This window comes from Bradyrhizobium sp. MOS001 (assembly GCF_004634465.1).
Taxonomy (GTDB): Bacteria; Pseudomonadota; Alphaproteobacteria; order Rhizobiales; family Xanthobacteraceae; genus Bradyrhizobium; species Bradyrhizobium barranii.
In genome coordinates this window covers 1-4,192 of sequence record NZ_SPVJ01000118.1, presented here as the reverse complement: position 1 = coordinate 4,192, position 4,192 = coordinate 1, and the positions used below count along the sequence as shown (strand labels likewise).

General features: G+C 58.9%; 6 protein-coding genes. 5 read left to right on the top strand and 1 reads right to left on the bottom strand.

The genetic code is table 11. From position 1 onward, the window contains the following. Positions 1-808: 808 nt before the first annotated feature. The 5 genes from CT676_RS43105 to CT676_RS44690 all read left to right on the top strand — a co-directional run bounded on the left by CT676_RS43105 (position 809) and on the right by CT676_RS44690 (position 2,161). A complete protein-coding gene (locus CT676_RS43105; protein WP_167768351.1) occupies positions 809-1,063 on the top strand; it encodes a hypothetical protein in 255 nt (84 codons plus the stop codon). A gap of 45 nt (positions 1,064-1,108) precedes the next feature. Then, a complete protein-coding gene (locus tag CT676_RS43100; protein ID WP_343287527.1) occupies positions 1,109-1,291 on the top strand; it encodes a hypothetical protein in 183 nt (60 codons plus the stop codon). 224 nt (positions 1,292-1,515) lie between these two features. Next, the gene (locus tag CT676_RS43095) at positions 1,516-1,707 is read left to right on the top strand and encodes a hypothetical protein (RefSeq protein WP_038955530.1); all 192 of its coding nucleotides are present in this window, start codon (positions 1,516-1,518) and stop codon (positions 1,705-1,707) included. Next, entirely contained in the window at positions 1,704-2,000 is a 297-nt protein-coding gene (locus CT676_RS44695; RefSeq protein ID WP_244623531.1) for a hypothetical protein, read from the top strand. The genes CT676_RS43095 and CT676_RS44695 overlap by 4 nt, the downstream gene beginning before the upstream one ends. Then, a complete protein-coding gene (locus CT676_RS44690) occupies positions 1,997-2,161 on the top strand; it encodes a hypothetical protein (protein ID WP_167768350.1) in 165 nt (54 codons plus the stop codon). The genes CT676_RS44695 and CT676_RS44690 overlap by 4 nt, the downstream gene beginning before the upstream one ends. A 645-nt stretch (positions 2,162-2,806) precedes the next feature. Here the strand turns inward: CT676_RS44690 and CT676_RS43085 are convergent. Next, positions 2,807-3,016, bottom strand: a complete 210-nt coding sequence (locus CT676_RS43085; RefSeq protein ID WP_135217292.1) for a PRC-barrel domain-containing protein — start codon at positions 3,014-3,016, stop codon at positions 2,807-2,809. Positions 3,017-4,192: the final 1,176 nt, after the last annotated feature.

The following is a 4,192-nucleotide window of genomic DNA, read 5'->3' as shown; positions in this document are numbered from 1 at the left end:
CGGCATCGGGCCGCGCAGCAGAGTGCGCCATAAATCCATACTTCGCGGGCGTGGAAAACCCCGCAGCTTATCGGCGGCACGGCCGCCGCGCCTACTAGGGCAGTTGCGAGAGACGCCCAGCCCGCCATCGTGAACCGGCGGGCCTTTGCTTTTCCACACCCGCGACGCGCAGTAGTTCGCGCGCGTTCCGCGGGCCAAGGTTCGGATTAGCCTACGTCGTTCTGACATTGCCCCATAGGCTCCCGATAGCGTGAGCCGTGGGTCAACCACCGAGAGCAAGTAAAACCGGCCACAGCTTTGCAAGGAGCCAGAGCATCAGGGCGAAACACGCCCAAATGCCCATTAAAGCAAAGACGGCCCGAGGATTCCTGAAGATCATCACAGTGCCAACTTAGCACTCGTCGGAGATCTCCGCACTGAGCGAATGGGGTAGCCCGCCAGCGTGGAATTCGGCGGGCTCTCTATGCTCATGCGGACTGGGGCAAATGCGTCACCTTCTCCGCCGATCAATGTTGTTGTGGCCGGGGAAGAACAGACCGGCTAGCACGCCAATAGCAGCAGGTATGACAAGGCTGAGACAGTCCATGACGCACCGCCTCTCAGCAAACGGATCGCCTGCCCGATAAACTGACGGGCCTTCAACTGCGTTCCGCCTTCAACTGCGTTCCGCATCAGCGACAAAAACCCGCCATCGTGAATCGGCGGCCCTTTGCTTTTCCACACCCACGACCGGCAGTAGCTCGCGAGCATCCCGCGCCGCTAGGAATCGATAATTTGACTCTCGCCTGCGCCGCGGTTCGATGGCGTCATGACCAAGGCAGAGAACAGAGCGGCGGCGAGAGCTTGGCACCAACTACGCATGCGTCAGCGCGCGGAGGAAGTGCGGGCCGAGGCGATAGCGACCGATCTGGCCGAGCTCGGCCGGCTTCGCCACTACCTCATCTTTGGCAGGAAGGATCGCCGCGCCGACCGCGAGAAGCTGATGAGCGCCATTGACGACTACGTCGGTGAGATGACTGGCGATCGAACCGCGCTGCACGCCAAAAACCACAAGTGCGGGTGAAGCAGTTCGGCCTGGGGGGGACGAAGAATCGGGTAGTCGATCTGCATGAAACTCGCCGCCGAACGTGCCTTTGCCGCACCTGAAGCCGCCGCCCGCAAACTGGTCGAGCTCGCGAAGACCATTGAAGCCGTCCAGGACGGTCGCATTCACATCGAAAAGCTCAATGCTCCGTTTCTCTACACGCTCAAGGCCACCGGGTCGGAGTTCGGCGCCGGCATCAAGCATTGAGAAGGGCTGGCCCGAGCTGCACGAGAGCGGGACCTATGTCCGGCTGATCAGCATCAGCGCAAAAGCGGCCCCAGCAAAAGACTAAGTTGCCGGGGCCGTTTGGAGGTCACCTTGGCGGTAATGGGGTCGCCAGGTGGTCATGAGCATAGGAAAAACCGGCAATCAGTTCTGTCCACTTGTGCCCAAAGCGGTATAGTTTCTCATCGGGAACGGAACCGATCGCAATGAAGGACATGCAGGCTCAGTTGGAAAAGCTTCGCACGGATGCTGCCGAGTGCGCCTTGATCCGCGATCTTGCTACTGAACCCAAGAAGCGAGAACTGTTCACAAGGCTGGCCGAGCATCTGACAGTTCTGGCCGACGAGGTTGAACACGCCATTGCTGCCGCGGGACCTGAACTGAAGCGAAAGGAATGACCGAACGAGGCTGGCGTCGGCCTTTCGAGGGTCCGATCAGGATCGGCGAACGCACTCTGGTGACGCTGCTCGACGCCGGCGAGTACATTGCCGCACTGCCGAAGAAAGAGCACGCCGCACCGGAGTGGCAAGCGGCGATGGAAGCCTTGATCCTGGTGGCGGAAGGTGGCGGTCCGACGATGTTTGCCCGCATCGGGGTCATACGGGCGTTGAACCGCCACCACGTCCTGGAGTTTAACCCGAAGGGAAAAGAACCGCATTGGGGCCGGCGCAAGCTGAAGAGGGATCAATGACCGTCTTCGTGTACGTCAATACGGGCAAGCAGGTCGGCGACATTGATCACATCAAGGTTTTCGCAACGGTGGACGCCGCGGAACGATGGTTCGATGAAAACGATCCGGAGGGCGTCGCCTTCGAATACGATGTTTTGGGCTTGCCAGCCGGAACCGCGTGATCTGAGACGCGGGTCCAATGGGAAAAGCCGCAGCGTGGTTCCAGCCCCCACTGCGGCATTCCCGGAACTACGAAAAACCTTGGTGCTCAAATCTCGCCGGTGTTCTTTTAATAGAACACCCCGTTCCGAAAATGGATTCCGTAAGAATACCGGTGCGCGAAGTTCGAGCATTGCCGTGTGAGGGCGAACATGGCACGGGCATGCATTCCAGCCCCAATGCTCCCGGCTGCCGATCTAATTGCGGATTAGAGCGCCGGGAGTGCTAGGCCCGCCAGCGTGAACCGGCGGGCCTCACTTGGTCGAAACTGGCGTGTACTCATAAACGTCAGCTTCCGAGAGCAAAGTGGAAGTTGCCCCGCTTACTTGGCATCGACTGCTTGTGATCCGAATTAGGCCGCCTAGGATGTCCGCCCCGCTCGCATCTCGCGCCATCTGCGTTTGGAACTGAAACATTTTCTAGCCTGAATGATTTACTCCCGGGGCTTCGCAAGACGAGGCATTCATGAACCCTCTTTCGGCGAGCGACCTGTTCCTTACGGTCGCGGTTATGAGCACGACGTTCCTGATTGAGATCGGGTTTTTCATCCTGATCGGAATGTTCTGAAATAGCGCGCTATTGGGGTGATACGCAGCGGGTGCGAAGGTCTAGTTCTCCTCGAACTTGATGGTTGAGACCGGCCATCTTCCGTCATGACCTTTGATTGAAATCCGAAGCCCGTGCAATTCATCCAGCCAAACGTTCTCGACCGTGCCTGCCTTTCCGTCAGTAAGGACGACGGTTTTGCCGATCAATTCGGATTGCGCCTTACCGTACTCATTCAAGATCGTCGATGCACGAAGCTTCACCGGCGGCATCGTTCATCCATGTTCGGCCGAGGCTGCGGCTCAACCGCGCGCCTTGTTCCAGTGCTCGGCCGCTTCGAATTCGCGGAGCCGATCGATTTGCGCTCTCAGGCTCGCCGGTAGTTTCGACTCTGGTTTCAGCGACGCACGTAGTCTCTCGCCGATCTCTCGAATGATGGCCCGACAGTGCATGTGGTCAATGTCAATTCGGTTGCGCATGACGGAGCCTTCGGTTCCGGCAGCACCCGTGCCTCCCCGGCAACCGATCGGGGCACTGCTGGCGATTTTGAATAGAACTGGAGACCGTCGCTTTTGGCTATCTGCGCGAGCGCTTGTGTTAAGAACAGCGGGTCGTTCGCCACGACCTTTGGCTATCCGCGACATGCGCCGTGTTACTACAGGCGAGCGACGGCCTCAGTTTTTCTAAAGCCAGGCGGACGCTTTCGTTCCTTGATTTCTGATCGCGACCGCGATGTTCCATTCCGAAGGAGGAACCTGCCCCAGCGGCTAGTCGCTGGCGCCATGGAAGCAACTTCCGATGCGGCCGAAAACATTGGGCCGCAGTGTTCGGGAACCATTTCTGAGAGTGTCCGGTTAGTTCATGGGGCGATAAAGGGCACCATCGTCATGAGGACCAAATATCTCGCTGCGATTGCGATAGCTGTTCTTGCTTGTAGTGGGCTGGTCGTGAATTCCGTCGGCTCGCTTCATCGCGAAAAGCAGTCCACGCCGGGCGCCAACCAAGTGGCGGACCGTTTAGCTGGGTCCTTGGATCCGTATTTGATACGGTCTGGTGGCTAAAACGGCCGGTGCAACTCAGAAATGCATTGGCGGCGCTGCCTTAAGTCATGGGGCATCGCGCCCGTTCGGCAAGCAAGGCTGTAACGCCCTTGCCTCACATCCCATCGCACTCGCATCCATACGTCGCATTCCTCGTCTGTCGGATTGAACGCTGCCTCCGCCTACGGCGCAACTTCGTGTCCGTTACTTCCGATATTGGCCCCGAGCTGAACACCACGGAAGCCAACGCCACGTCTGCTGTCGGAGGGAAGCCGGACGTCGCCCCACTGGTTGGCTGGCAGCCGCTTTTGACCCTGGCTGTGTGAAAAGCCACGAGTCGGTTACGATTCCTCCGTTTCCTGATGGGGGATATGGATGGGACGCTTCGTTGAAGGCGCGGACAGATCC